Annotated in this window: 10 protein-coding genes; 2 read left to right on the top strand and 8 right to left on the bottom strand. The window is 72.2% G+C overall.

Going from position 1 to position 12,449, the window contains the following annotated elements:
* Positions 1-27: 27 nt before the first annotated feature.
* A complete protein-coding gene (locus GA0070613_RS23570; protein ID WP_089014284.1) occupies positions 28-2,064 on the bottom strand; it encodes an amylo-alpha-1,6-glucosidase in 2,037 nt (678 codons plus the stop codon).
* A complete protein-coding gene (locus GA0070613_RS23565; RefSeq protein ID WP_157746474.1) occupies positions 2,061-2,438 on the bottom strand; it encodes an SCP2 sterol-binding domain-containing protein in 378 nt (125 codons plus the stop codon). Before GA0070613_RS23565 ends, GA0070613_RS23570 begins: the two co-directional genes overlap by 4 nt.
* A 192-nt stretch (positions 2,439-2,630) precedes the next feature.
* Between GA0070613_RS23565 and GA0070613_RS23560 the strand changes: the two genes are divergently transcribed.
* Both GA0070613_RS23560 and GA0070613_RS23555 read left to right on the top strand, forming a co-directional pair.
* Positions 2,631-3,008, top strand: a complete 378-nt coding sequence (locus tag GA0070613_RS23560; RefSeq protein ID WP_157746473.1) for an SCP2 sterol-binding domain-containing protein — start codon at positions 2,631-2,633, stop codon at positions 3,006-3,008.
* The gene (locus GA0070613_RS23555) at positions 3,005-5,035 is read left to right on the top strand and encodes an amylo-alpha-1,6-glucosidase (protein ID WP_089014281.1); all 2,031 of its coding nucleotides are present in this window, start codon (positions 3,005-3,007) and stop codon (positions 5,033-5,035) included. Before GA0070613_RS23560 ends, GA0070613_RS23555 begins: the two co-directional genes overlap by 4 nt.
* A 12-nt stretch (positions 5,036-5,047) precedes the next feature.
* Here the strand turns inward: GA0070613_RS23555 and GA0070613_RS23550 are convergent, their stop codons facing one another.
* The 6 genes from GA0070613_RS23550 to GA0070613_RS23525 are packed head-to-tail and all read right to left on the bottom strand — an operon-like array spanning position 5,048 to position 12,449.
* On the bottom strand, positions 5,048-5,869 hold the full coding sequence (locus tag GA0070613_RS23550) for an HpcH/HpaI aldolase/citrate lyase family protein (RefSeq protein ID WP_089014280.1): 822 nt from the start codon (positions 5,867-5,869) through the stop codon (positions 5,048-5,050).
* Entirely contained in the window at positions 5,869-7,056 is a 1,188-nt protein-coding gene (locus tag GA0070613_RS23545; protein ID WP_089014279.1) for a CaiB/BaiF CoA transferase family protein, read from the bottom strand. Before GA0070613_RS23545 ends, GA0070613_RS23550 begins: the two co-directional genes overlap by 1 nt.
* Entirely contained in the window at positions 7,053-9,002 is a 1,950-nt protein-coding gene (locus GA0070613_RS33675) for an SUMF1/EgtB/PvdO family nonheme iron enzyme (protein ID WP_089014278.1), read from the bottom strand. Before GA0070613_RS33675 ends, GA0070613_RS23545 begins: the two co-directional genes overlap by 4 nt.
* Positions 8,999-9,937: a ribokinase gene (locus GA0070613_RS23535; protein WP_089014277.1), complete on the bottom strand. Its 939-nt coding sequence runs from the start codon at positions 9,935-9,937 to the stop codon at positions 8,999-9,001. The genes GA0070613_RS33675 and GA0070613_RS23535 overlap by 4 nt, the downstream gene beginning before the upstream one ends.
* Positions 9,934-11,319: an ADP-ribosylglycohydrolase family protein gene (locus tag GA0070613_RS23530; protein WP_089014276.1), complete on the bottom strand. Its 1,386-nt coding sequence runs from the start codon at positions 11,317-11,319 to the stop codon at positions 9,934-9,936. The genes GA0070613_RS23535 and GA0070613_RS23530 overlap by 4 nt, the downstream gene beginning before the upstream one ends.
* Positions 11,316-12,449, bottom strand: a complete 1,134-nt coding sequence (locus tag GA0070613_RS23525) for an ADP-ribosylglycohydrolase family protein (protein ID WP_089014275.1) — start codon at positions 12,447-12,449, stop codon at positions 11,316-11,318. Before GA0070613_RS23525 ends, GA0070613_RS23530 begins: the two co-directional genes overlap by 4 nt.

Raw genomic sequence — 12,449 nt, 5'->3', positions numbered from 1 at the left:
CCGCCGTTCACTCTTCCGAGCGCCGATCTAGACGTACCCGATGGCGTCGATCCGGCCCCAGCGGCCAGGAATGTCGAGCAGCTCGATCCGACCGAATCCCGCGGGCAACGCCGGCGCCACCACCAGGTCCTCTCCGTACGGCTCCAAGCCGAGCACGGTTCGCAACAACAGGAGTGGCGTACCGGTGGACAGGACCTGAGGGCTGTTCGCGGTGGGGTACTGCACGGGGTGCCGCGTCAGCTCGCGGTCGTATCCGGCGAACGCCTCCGGTAGTCGTCGACCGTCGAAGTACTCGGCGGCGTCGATGATGCCCTGGGCGATGTGGGCGGCTTCCTGGGTGAAGCCGTAGCGGCGTAGTCCCCAGGCGATGAAGGAGTTGTCGAAGGGCCAGACGGTGCCGACGTGGTAGCCGAGGGGGTTGTAGCGGGCTTCTCCCTCGGCGAGGGTGCGCACGCCCCAGCCGGAGAACAGTCGGGGGCCGAGGAGGTGTTCGGCGATCTTCGCGGCTCGGGGTTCGTCGACGATGCCGCTCCACAGCAGGTGGCCGATGTTGGAGGACAGGGCGTCGACCTGGCCGCCGTCGGCGTCGAGGGCGAGGGCGTAGTATTCGCCGTCTTCCACCCAGAAGTCCCGGTTGAAGCGTTCCTTGAGCTCGGCGGCTTCCCGTTCGAGGCGGTCGGCGTAGGCCGGGTCGTTCCAGAACTCGCGGGCCAGGCGGGCGCCGCGGATCTTGGCGTCGTAGGCGTAGCCCTGCAGCTCGCAGGTGGCGCGGGGCAGGCCGGGCAGCCGGCCGTCGCGGTAGGAGATCGCTTCCGGCGATTCCTTCCAGCACTGGTTGTCCAGGCCGGTCTGCTCGTTACGGCGTTGGTACCAGATGTAGCCGTTGCCCATGATGTCGCCGTACTCGTCGATCCAGTGCAGGGCCGCCCGGGCCTCCTCCTCGAACTCCCGCACCAGGGCGGCGTTCCCGGTCCACCGCTCGTACTCGTCCAGCAGGATCACGTAGAGCGGGGTGACGTCGGCACTGCCGTAGTACGGCGATTGCGGGCGTTGCTCGAACGCGACCAGCTCGCCGTAGCGAAACTCGCGCAGGATCTTTCCCGGTTCCTCGTCCCGGAAGTCGTCCAGCTCCGAGCCCTGGTCGATGCCGAGCATGCGCAACGTGGCCACGGCGAGCTCCGAGGCGAAGGGCAAGGCCTGCAGACTCGCGAAGAGGGGGTCACGCCCGGTGAGGGTCGCCGCCCATGGCAGGCCGGCGGCGGGCATTGCCTCCTTCGGGAGCGTCAGCGGCGAGTATCGCAACGCCGCGAGATCGACCAGGCTACGACGGTACGCCCTCCTCAGCGGCTCCGAGTCGGAGTTCAGTTGGGGTGCCTTGTCGAGCCACCGTTCAAGGTCCTGCTCGAGGTGCACCTTGTCTCGACTGCGGCGACCGGGATACACATGGTCGCGAACATCCTGGCCGTCCGGGCGCAGCACCTGTCCACGGACGTGCAGGGTCGTGGTCCACTGTTCGTGCCCGCCGACCTGGATGTGGTACGTCAGCCCGTGTTCGTCGACCTGCGCCGGCTCGGTCGTGGAGATGACCGTCTCGCGCCGGAACTTCTCGCGCTCGTAGCAGAGATGCAGGGACCCGTCCTCGACCCGCCGGTAGATCCGGCCCAATGCCTTTTCCGGCTGCGCGATCCCGAGCAGAGGAATGAAGTCAGAGTCCGCATCGAAGCGGACGGTGAACTCGGCTGGTTCGCTGGTGTGGTTGAAGACCGTCAACCGCTCCTCGAAGCTGCCGGCGACCGACCGTTCCCGCATGACCGACACCTTGGCGTCCAGGTAGTGGGTCGGCGCGCCCGGGACCAGGAAGAAACGCACGTCGAAGTACCGCGAGTCGTCCATGGCCAGCGCGTGCAGCCGTTCGCCGTTGATGCTCAGCCGCCACAGCGACAGGAATCGGGTGTCGAACGAGAAGAACCCGCACGGGACAGCGGGTGACGCTTCGATGTCGCCGCTGTCGAAGCTCAACACGAAGATGTTGCCGTCCAGGATCCTGACGAGCTCGCCATTCATCTGCGCACCCCATGTTCGCGGGCAAAGGTCCGCGGATGGCGCGCACCGGGCGCCTCGCCGAATAGCCGCTCCAGCAGGACGATGAACCGGTACTGGCCCTCGCTCGTGATCTCGTTCCGCAGCCACGCCGGCAGCGGTTTCTCCTCGCCGCGCGTCATCCGGTCGAAGAAGGCGTTGTCGGCCCGGATGACGCAGTCGGCGTCGCGCTCCTCCCTCGACACCTGGACATCACCATTGACGATGGTGACGAGCCAGTGGTCGATCCCGTGGTCGTGCTCAAGGTCGAAGCGTACGGTGCCGTTGGTCTTTCTCAGCAGGCGTTCGGACCCGCGGCGGTCGAGTTCGTCGAAGAACTCTCTGGTCGCATCCGACATCAGCGCCACCCCCCGCAAGTCGACCGGCTCACCAGGCAGCGTCGCTCACCCAGTGGTGCCGTGGCATCACCCGCGGCGGGTGAGATTGGCACACCGGAGTCGACCCGCAACCAATCTCATCCGGTACGGGTGATGCCGAGGTGCCCCGGCCCGGGTGAAGCTGTGCTGGTCAGAACTGACCAAGGGAGTGTGATGTCAGATCCCACGGCGGCGTTCTTCGACGGGCTCGGCCGCCGCGGCCACGAACCCCTGCTCGAGGAGGCCACCGGCACCATACGCTTCGATCTCGGGCACGATCACGAGGTCGACCGTTGGTTCGTGGTGATCCGACAGGGTGATGTCCGCGTTTCGAGAGATGAGCTCGAGGCCGACTCGATCGTCCGCGCCGACAAGGGGCTCTTCGACCGGATCGTCAGCGGCGGGGAGAACCTGTACGCGGCGTGGGTGCGTAACGAACTCAGGGTCGAGGGCGAGGTGCGGCTGGCCCGCCTCATTCAGCGAGTCTTTCCGGGGCCGCCCGGCGCCCACCACCCGCGGATGTTCGCCCGCGAGCGGAGACGGCAGGCATGACTGAGGACCTCGTCAGGCTTCTGGACGGCAACACGTTCGTGGTCAGTGAGGCGAACGGCGACATCGACGCGTCTCCCACCATTCCGACGGGGCTGTTCGCGTTCGACACCCGATTCCTGTCGAAGTGGCTACTGAGCATCGACGGTGAACGGCTCAACGCGCTCACCGTCGACGACCTCGAGTACTTCGAGACGCGGTTCTTCTGCGTCCCGACTGCTCCGACCGCTGTCGACCCCAGGGTTTCGGCCATGCGCGAACGATCGATCGGTGGCAGCTTCCACGAGCGGTTGAGGGTGGTCAACCACCGAAATGAGCCGGTCGACCTACGGATCCGGTTCGAGGTCGGCAGCGACTTCGCCGATCTGTTCGAGATCAAGGACGTGCGCCAAAAGAAGGGACAGTACTACGCGCGGGCCGAAGACGGGCGCTTGCGGCTTGGGTACCGGCGCGAGGCGTTCCAGCGGGAGACAGTCGTCTCCAGTACCGAGCCGGCCCGGATCGACGAGCACGGGCTGACGTACGACGTCCGGATCGGACCACAGGGCGAATGGGTGACCGAACTTCACGTGGCGACGCTGGGCGTGAACGGGCGTGATCTCCGGGAAAGCCTCCAGGGCAGACCCGGTCGGGTCAAAACGGAGATTCGGCGGGATCTGGACCTGTGGCTCGCCGAGACCCCCCGTCTGACGTGCGACTCCGAATCACTGATGACGACCTACCGGCGCAGCCTCGTCGACCTCGCCGCGCTGCGTTTCACGCCGCTGACGAGCGGCGGACGGACCCTTCCTGCCGCCGGTCTGCCGTGGTTCATGGCCATCTTCGGTCGGGACAGCATCTTCACCAGCCTGCAGGCGCTGCCGTTCACACCGGATCTCGCCGTTACGACCCTGCGCCTGCTGACGCTGTTGCAGGGCGTCGTGCTGGACGATTTCCGCGAGGAAGAGCCGGGAAAGATCATGCACGAGTTGCGCTACGGGGAGACGGTCGGGTTCGAGGAGCAGCCGCACTCACCGTATTTCGGCAGCGCCGACGCGACGCCCCTGTACGTGATCCTCATCGACGAATATGAGCGCTGGACCGGCGACGCCGATTCGGTGCGGCTTCTCGAGCGCCCTGCGCGGGCCGCCCTTGACTGGATCGACGAGTACGGCGACATCATGGGCAACGGCTACATCTGGTACCAACGCCGCAACGAGCAGACCGGCCTGGAGAACCAGTGCTGGAAGGACTCCTGGGACGCCATCTCCTACCGCGACGGCCGGCTGCCCGGCCTGCCCCGCGCCACCTGCGAGCTGCAGGGCTACGCCTACGACGCCAAGATCCGCGGCGCCCGCCTGGCCCGCGAGTTCTGGAACGACCCGGCCTACGCCGACCGCCTCGAACGGGAAGCCGCCGAGCTCAAGGAACGCTTCAACCGGGACTTCTGGGTGCAGGACGACGAATACTACGCCCTCGCCCTCGACGCCGACGGCGGCCAGGTCGACGCCCTGTCCTCCAACATCGGCCACCTGCTGTGGAGCGGCATCGTCGACGAACCCCGAGCCGCGAAGATCGCCGAACACCTCCTCGGCCCCCGACTGTTCTCCGGCTGGGGCGTCCGCACCCTCGCCGAGGGAGAAGCCCGCTACAACCCCCTCGGCTACCACGTCGGCACCGTCTGGCCCTTCGACAACTCCTTCATCGCCTGGGGACTACGCCGCTACGGCTTCACCCAGGAAGCCGCCCACATCGCCCAGGGCATCATCGACGCAGCCGAGTTCTTCGAGGGTCGACTGCCGGAGGCCTTCGCCGGACATGACCGGGAGCTGACCAGGTATCCCGTGCGATATCCGACGGCTTGCAGTCCGCAGGCGTGGTCGACGGGCACCCCCATGTTGCTGCTGCGGACCATGCTCGGCATGGAGCCGCGCGGGGAACACCTGGTGACCAGACCGGCGGTGCCCCGAGAAATCGGTCGGATCGAACTGCGGAACATCCCGGGGCGGTGGGGCCGCGCCGACGCCTTCGGACGTGGGCGCCTCGGCTGACAGCCGCGGCGTTCAGGCCGCGTACCGGGCGGCCAGGTCGACGACGCGGCGGGCGGCGGCCACCATCGCCCGGTCGGCGAACCGGCCGTCGGGCAGCACCACCGTGCCGGAGTCCCGGGTGTGCGCGTCGGCGACCGCGGCGAGGAGTTCCCGGGCGCGGGCCACCTCGCGCTCGGCCGGCCGGAACGCCTCGGCGATCACCGGGAGCTGGCGCGGGTGGATGGCCGCGCGGCCGAGGAAGCCGAGCCGCCGGCCGGCCGCGCAGGAGGCGGCCAGGCCGTCGAGGTCGGCGACGTTCGCGTGCACCGACATGGCGGGCGGCGGCAGGCCGGCCGCGCGGGCCGCGACCACGACGCGGCCGCGCGCCCAGAGCAGACCGTCGTCGTCGGCGAGGCCCAGGTCCGAGCGCAGGTCGGCCTCGCCGAGCCCGAGCGAGGCCACCGCCGGATGCGCGCCCGCGATGTCGTACGCGGCTTCCAGCCCGGCGGCGGACTCGATCAGCGGGTGCAGCGGCGTGTCGGTCCGGGCGGCGAGCGCGGCGACGGTCACCGGTGACTCCACCTTGGGCAGTCGCAGCCCGGCCAGCCCCGGCGCTCCGGCGACCGCGGCCAGGTCGGCGTCGACATCCGGGCCGGTCAGCTCGTTGACCCGGACCTGGATCGGCACCGGCTGCGGCTCGGTGAGGAACTCGGCCACCGCGTCCCGGGCGTACGCCTTGCGGCCGGCCACGACGGCGTCCTCCAGGTCGAGGATGACCGCGTCGGCGCCGGAGGCGACCGCCTTGGCGAACCGGTCCGGCCGGTCGCCGGGCACGTAGAGCCAGGTGAGCAGCATCAGATCGCCCCCCGCGCGCGCAGCGCGGCCAGTTCGTCGTCGGTGACGCCGAGCGCGCGGAACACTTCGTCGGTGTCCTGGCCGTGCCGCCGGCCGGCGTGCCGGATCTCCCCCGGGCTGGCGGACATCCGGAACGGCACGTTCTGCATCCGCACCTCGCCGAGATCCTCGTCGGGGACGGTGACGACGGTGCCGAGTGCCGCGTACTGCGGGTCGGCGAGGATGTCGCGGACGTCGTAGACGGGGGCGACGGCGGCCTGTGCGGCCTCGAACGCGGCGACGACCTCGTCCCGGTCGCGTTTCGCCACCCACGCGCCGACGGCGGCGTCGAGTTCGTCGGCGTGCGCGGCCCGGCCGCTGCCGGTGGCGAACCACGGTTCGTCGATCAGTTCGGGCCGGCCGACCAGCCGCAGCACCCGCTCGGCGATGCTCTGCGCGCTGGTCGACACGGCCACCCATCGCCCGTCGGCGCACCGGTAGGTGTTGCGCGGGGCGTTGTTGTTGGACCGGTTGCCCAGTCGGGGCTGGACGTAGCCGAGCTGGTCGTACCAGGTGATCTGCGGGCCGAGCATGGCCATGATGGGCTCGATGATGGCCAGGTCGACCACCTGCCCCCGGCCGGTGAGGTCGCGGCCGCGCAGGGCCAGCATCACCGCGTACGCGGCGGCGAGCGCGGTGACCGAGTCGGCGAGCCCGAACGGGGGCAGGGTGGGCGGCCCGTCGGGTTCGCCGGTGGCGGCGGCGAAGCCGCTCATCGCCTCGGCCAGGGTGCCGAACCCGGGCCGGGGCGCGTACGGGCCGAGCTGGCCGAAGCCGCTGATCCGGGCGATGACCAGTCGTGGGTTGACGGCGTGCAACTCGTCGGGGCCGAGCCCCCAGCGTTCCAGGGTGCCGGGGCGGAAGTTCTCCACCAGCACGTCGGCGTCGGCGATCAGCCGGCGCAGCAGCTCGGCGCCCTGGGGGTCGGAGAGGTTGCAGGTGACGGTCCGCTTGTTGCGGCCGAGCACCTTCCACCACAGGCCGACGCCGTCCCTGGCCGGGCCGTGCCCGCGCGACGGGTCGGGCTTGGCCGGATGCTCGACCTTGACCACGTCGGCGCCGAAGTCGCCGAGGAACGCGGCGGCGAGCGGACCGGCGAAGAGGGTGGCCAGGTCGACGACCTTGATCCCGTCCAGCGGCGCGGTCATCGGACCTCCCGGGGCAGATCGGCGGCGCAGCGGAAGCCGATCGAGTCGGAGCGGGTCAGTCCCGCGCCGGTGAGCAGCAGCTTCACCGACACGTCGGGCGGCTGCGGGCCGCCGTCGAGGTACCAGTCGGAGCCTTCCGCCCGGTACGCGCAGCCGCCCTTGAGGATCACGAACCGGGTACGCCCGTCGGAGTGTTCGCTCTCGGTCAGGTTCCAGACGAGGGGTTCCCGCCTGCCGAGCAACCCCGCCTCGGCGGCCACCTGCCACTCGTCCTCGGTGGGCAGCCGCAGTCCCGCCCAGTCGGCGTACGCGCCGGCGTCGGCGAGGTCGACGCCGGTGACCGGGGCTTCGGCGGGTCCCCGGCCGGCGGTGAACCGTTCCGGTCGGACGGGTCGGTAGCCGGTGGCGGCGAGGAACCGCGCGTACTGGCCGTGGGTGACCTCGTGGGTGTCGATGGCGAACCGGCCGAGCCGCACCGCGCGGTGCAGAGTGCCGGTGTGATGCAGCCGGGGCGGCAGCGGCTTCCACTCGTCGACGTAGGGCGCCTCCCCGTACAGGCCGGTCTCGCGGACCCGGTGCCGGACGGTCAGCTCGTGGTGGCCGCCCTCCACTGTCACCATGCCGTCGGGCAGGGCGGCGAGCGGCGCCCACGGGACGCGGGCGCGCACGGCGGCGCGGGCGGGGAAGGACGGGTCGCCGGTCGGCGGCTCGTGCCGGTCGACCGGGGCGTCGGTGGCGACCACGGCGGCGATCGCGCCGGCCGGGAGCGGGCCGCCGACGGCGACCCGGCCGTCACCGGTTTCGCTGACGGTCAACTCCGCCCCGGTGACCAGGTCGACGAAGCGCCGGCCCGGCCGAGCGTCGGTGAGCAGCCACGACCCGTCGTGGTCGTCACCCCGGTTGACCACCGTCCAGAGTGGTTGGTCGTCGTGCGACCAGCGGGACGCGTACACCCGGCCGGAGCCGGGGTGGTCGGCGAGCGGGACCCAGTCCTCGGCGCGCAACCAGGCGGCGTGGCTGGCCTGCACCCGGCGCATGGCCCGCAGCACGGCCTTGTCCCGGTCGTTCCAGCCGACCCAGACGCCGAAGACGCTCTCCCAGACCAGCACGCCGCAGCCGTTGAGCCAGGCGGAGTGCAGCTCGTCGAGGTGGCTGCGGTGCCAGCGTCGGGTGTGGTGCAGGACGTGCCGCCGCTCGAACCACTTGGCCCGCAGCACCCCGGGCACCTCGGAGTCGGCGAACCACTGTGCCCAGGACATGGCGTGGTCGGCGATCCGCGCCAATGGCACCCGGCTCTCCCCTTCGAGGACGAGGCCGGGGCGGACGGCGTCGAGGGCCTTGCGCAGCTCGCCGGCGCCCTGCTTGAGGGTGTCCAGGAAGACCCCGTCGACGCCGAGGGTGGCGGCCAGCGCGGCGACCTCCTCGGCGTCGGCGCCGGACTCCCGCTTCGTGCCGATGTCCCAGGGGTTGTAGTCGATGAACACCCGGACGCCGTGCGCCTGGAACGCGCGCACCACCTCGGGCAGCTCGGGCACGTCCCGGTACCAGTCGAACTGATTGCGCTCGTCCAGCCCGATCACCGGGTACGCGTGCCAGAGCACCACCCCGTCGAAGCCGCCGAAGTCGCGCCGCGCGGCCTCCAGGAACGCCTCGACCGTGAAGACGCCCCGCTCGTGGTCGTAGAGCGTCTCGTCCCAGAGCCAGGCGAGACAGACGGTGAAGCAGTCGCCGGTGATCTCGTCGTAATGCTCGCCGGTGTAGGCGAGGCGGGCCCGGGCGTCGGCCCGCCACCGGGTGAGCTGGTCCCGCCAGGCGGGCCAGTCGGCCGGGTCGGCGGGGGCGGCGAAGATCTTCGCCTCGTCGAGGGTGGTCAGGTCGGCGGGCGAGCCGAGCGGCACGTCGGTCGGCCGGTCGATCGGCCGCGGCACGTAGGGATTGAAGCTCACGCGGCATCTCCGTAGGTCGCGGCGTACAGGGCGTCGATCGCGTCCCGCCGCGGCAGGGCGGTGGACGCGCCGGGGCGCTGCGCGCAGGCCGCGCCGGCGGCGCACGCCCAGCGCAGCACGGCCGTCGCCGTGTCGGCGGTGAGGACGCCGCCGTGTTCGGCGAGGGCGACGGCGAGCGCACCGGTGAACGCGTCACCGGCCGCGGTGGTGTCGACCGCGTCGACCTTCGGCGGCGGGACCTCGATGCGGGCGCCGTGCCGGTCGGCGTACGCGGCGCCGCGCGCGCCGAGCGTCAGCACCACCCGGGGCACCAGGGTCACGAGCGCGTCGAGCAGCGCGCCGGGCTCTTCGGTGAAGACGCCGCCGACGATCGCCGCCTCGTGTTCGTTGACCACCAGCACGTCGACCAGGTCGAGCAGCTCGACCGGGAGCGGCCGGGCCGGGGCGGCGTTGAGCACCACCGTGGTGCCGTCGGCGCGGGCCCAGGCGGCGGCCTGCCGGACCGCCGTGAGCGGCACCTCCAACTGGAGCAGCAGCACGTCGGCGGCGGCCACCGCCGTCCGGTCGGCGGCGTCCAGGGTGGTGAGGGCGGCGTTGGCGCCGGGGGCGACGACGATGAAGTTCTCCGCCGCGCCGTCGACGGCGATGAGCGCGACGCCGGAGGGTCCCTCGACGGTGCGCAGCCCCCGTACGTCGATGCCGGCCGCGATCAGGTTGTCACTCAGCAGCATGCCGAAGTCGTCGGTGCCGACTGCGCCGACGAAGTCGCAGTTCGCGCCGGCCCGGGCGGCGGCCACCGCCTGGTTGGCGCCCTTGCCTCCGGGCACGGTGCGGAAGTCGCCGCCGAGCACCGTCTCACCGGGCTTGGGCAGCTGCGGCGTGGTCACCACCAGGTCCAGGTTGGCGCTGCCGACCACGATCACCCGGGCGCTCACGCCGCACCCCCGTCCGCCGGTACCCGGGCGTCGGCCAGGGCGAGGGTACGGTCGGCGAGGGTGTCGAAGCCGGTCCCGCCGAAGCCGGTGATGCTGCTGGCCAGCCGGTTGCGCAGGGGGGCGACCCAGCGCTCGGGCAGCCCGGAAGCGCCGGTCAGCGCGCCGGTGACCGCGCCGACGGTCGCGCCGGTCGAGTCCGTGTCCCAGCCGCCACTGACCACGGCGCAGATGGATCGCTCCAGGTCGCCGCGTCCGTAGGCGAGCGCCGCCGCGACCAGCGCGGCGTTGTTGCGCACGTGCACCCAGTGCAGGTGCCCGTGCCGCTGGTAGAGGGTGTCCACGATGCTCTCCCAGTCGTCGCTGTCGGCGCCGATGGCGCGCGCCTCCCGGACGGCGGCGGTGAACCGGCTCCCCGGGGGCAGCACCGACTCGCCCGCGTCCAGCACCTCGTCGACGCTCCCCGCGACCGGTGCCGCCGCGGCGAGCGCGGCCACCCAGATCGCCCCGTACGCCCCGGCCCGGACGTGACTGACGGCGGCGTCCCGCCAGGCCGCCTCGGCAGCCCGGTCCGGGCGGCCGGGGTTGGTCCAGCCGTACACGTCGGTGCGGATCTGCGCGCCGATCCACTCCCGGAACGGGTTGTGCCGGCGGGCGGTCTCCGGCGGGGCGTAGCCGAGCAGCAGGTTGCGGTAGGCGACCCGCTCGGCGGTGAAGACCCGCCCGGCGGGCAGCCAGTCCAGCCAGGCCTGGGCGACGTCGGCACTGGTGAAGCCCGGCCCGTGGGTCTCCAGGATCCGCAGGGCCAGCAGCGCGAAGTTGAGGTCGTCGTCCTCCGGCATGCCGGCGATGTTCTCGGCCAGGCTGGTGGGGGCGCTGCGCCGGTTCCACGGCCAGCGGGCCGCGACCTCGGCGGGCAGCCCCTCGGCGGTGAAGTACCCGCGCAGCGGCCACCGGCCGGCGGCGGTGAGGATTTCCCGGATCCCGTGACGGGGGATTTTCTCCACCGGCTTGCCGAGCAGGCAGCCGACGGCCCGGCCGAGCCAGGCGCCGCGCAGCCGGTCCCGCGTGGTGGTGGTCGGCAGTTCCCAGGCCGTGGGCCAGGTGGCCCGGACGGCGGCGAGGTCGTCCGGCTCGTCCGCGGCGTGCGGCATGGGAAGCGCGTCGGCGGCGTCGAGCAGCTCGATCGCGAGGGCGCGCAGCTCGGGCGACGCGGGCACGGCCGAGGCCCCGCCGACCGGGGCGGTCACGTCGCCGCCGGCCGCCGTCCAGCGGTCGGCGAGGGCGGTGACGTCGCGGCCCTCGTCCCGGCCGGCCGCCAGCTCGTGCGGCAGCAGGTCCTCCGGCTGCACCCAGGTCAGCCGCGGCCCGCCCGCAGCGCTCATGCCAGGCCGCCGAAACGCTCGGCGCGCCGGGCGAAGCGCTCCCGGTCCCGGTCGAAGACCTCGGTGGCGATCTCGGCGAGGACCCGCGCCGGCTCGACCAGGTCGGTGCGGGACGCCTCGGCCACCACCTGGGACCACTCGACGGGCACCCCCGCCGAGCCGCCGAGCGCCCCGGCGATCGCGCCGGCCATGGTGGCGGTGGAGTCCGCGTCGCGGCCGTAGTTGACCGACCCGAGCACCGCCGCCCGGTAGTCGCCGCCGGCCACCACCAGCATGCCCAGCGCCACCGGCAGCTCCTCGATGGCGTGCAGCCGGCTGGGCCGGCGGGCGCCCAGCCCGGGGCTGCGGTACTCCTCCCCCACCGTGTCGTAGGGGGCGACCGCGGCGCGCAGCGCCGGGATGGCGGCCTTCCAGTCGTCGTACCCCCGGGCCTCCTTGACCACCGCGTCGATGGCGGCCCGGGTGCCGTCGCGGGCCAGGTCGAGCGCCGCGGCGAGCACGTCGTCGACGCCCGCGCCGGGGGCCGCGGCGGCGGCGACCGCGGCGGCGAAGACCGCCGCGGCCTCCCGCCCGTAACTGTGCTGGTGCGCCCCGGCGATCTCCACCGCCTCCGCGTACGCCCCGGCCGGGTCGCCGGCGTTGACGATGCCGACCGGCGCCATGTACATGGCGGCGCCGCAGTTGACGATGTTGCCCACGCCGGCCTCGCGGGGGTCGGCGTGCGCGTGGTGCAGGCGGGTGACCAACCATCGTTCGGCCGCGGCCAGTCGGTGGAAGGTCACCCCCTCCCGCTCCAGGTCCGGGATGTAGACCACCCGCTCGATCAGGTCGGGGACGAGCAGTTCCACCACGTCGTACGCGTCGAGGTGGTCCCGCTTGGCCGCGTACGCCCGGACCAGGGCGTGGGTCATCAACGTGTCGTCGGTGATGTGCCCGTCGCCCTTGTGGTACGGCGCGAGTGGCCGCGCGGTGGCCCAGTCGGCGTGGTACGGGGGCACGATGCCCTCGACCCAGCCGCCGAAGCGGGCGCGGATCTGCTCCGGTAGTGCCGTCTCGGTGGCGCCGCCGAGGGCGTCGCCCACCGCGGCGCCGACCAGGCAGCCGACCGACGTGTCGAGCAAGAGTGACAT

It is taken from the genome of Micromonospora inositola (genome assembly GCF_900090285.1).
Classification (GTDB): Bacteria; Actinomycetota; Actinomycetes; order Mycobacteriales; family Micromonosporaceae; genus Micromonospora; species Micromonospora inositola.
The sequence above is the reverse complement of the archived record's forward strand: the minus strand, read 5'-3'. Positions and strand labels throughout refer to the sequence as shown.